Annotated in this window: 1 protein-coding gene; it reads left to right on the forward strand. The window is 72.9% G+C overall.

All coding sequences use genetic code 11. The annotated features are described in order from the left end of the window. On the forward strand, nucleotides 1–295 hold a 295-nt coding region (locus IO39_RS43575), incomplete at both ends, for an HAD-IC family P-type ATPase (protein WP_043637843.1).

The raw sequence follows: 295 nt of genomic DNA on the forward strand, positions 1-295 counted from the left end.
GGCGGCGGAGGTGGGGATCGAGGAGGTGATCGCCGAGGTGCTGCCCGCCGGGAAGGTGGAGGTGGTCAAGCGGCTGCAGGCCGGCGGCAAGGTGGTCGCGATGGTCGGCGACGGGGTCAACGACGCCGCCGCGCTCGCGCAGGCGGATCTGGGGCTGGCGATGGGCACCGGCACCGACGCCGCCATCCAGGCCGGTGATCTGACGCTGGTGCGGGGTGATCTGCGGGTCGCCGCCGATGCGATCCGGCTGTCGCGGCGCACCCTGTCGACGATCAAGGGGAACCTGTTCTGGGCG

Source organism: Nonomuraea candida, assembly GCF_000725485.1.
Lineage (GTDB): Bacteria > Actinomycetota > Actinomycetes > Streptosporangiales > Streptosporangiaceae > Nonomuraea > Nonomuraea candida.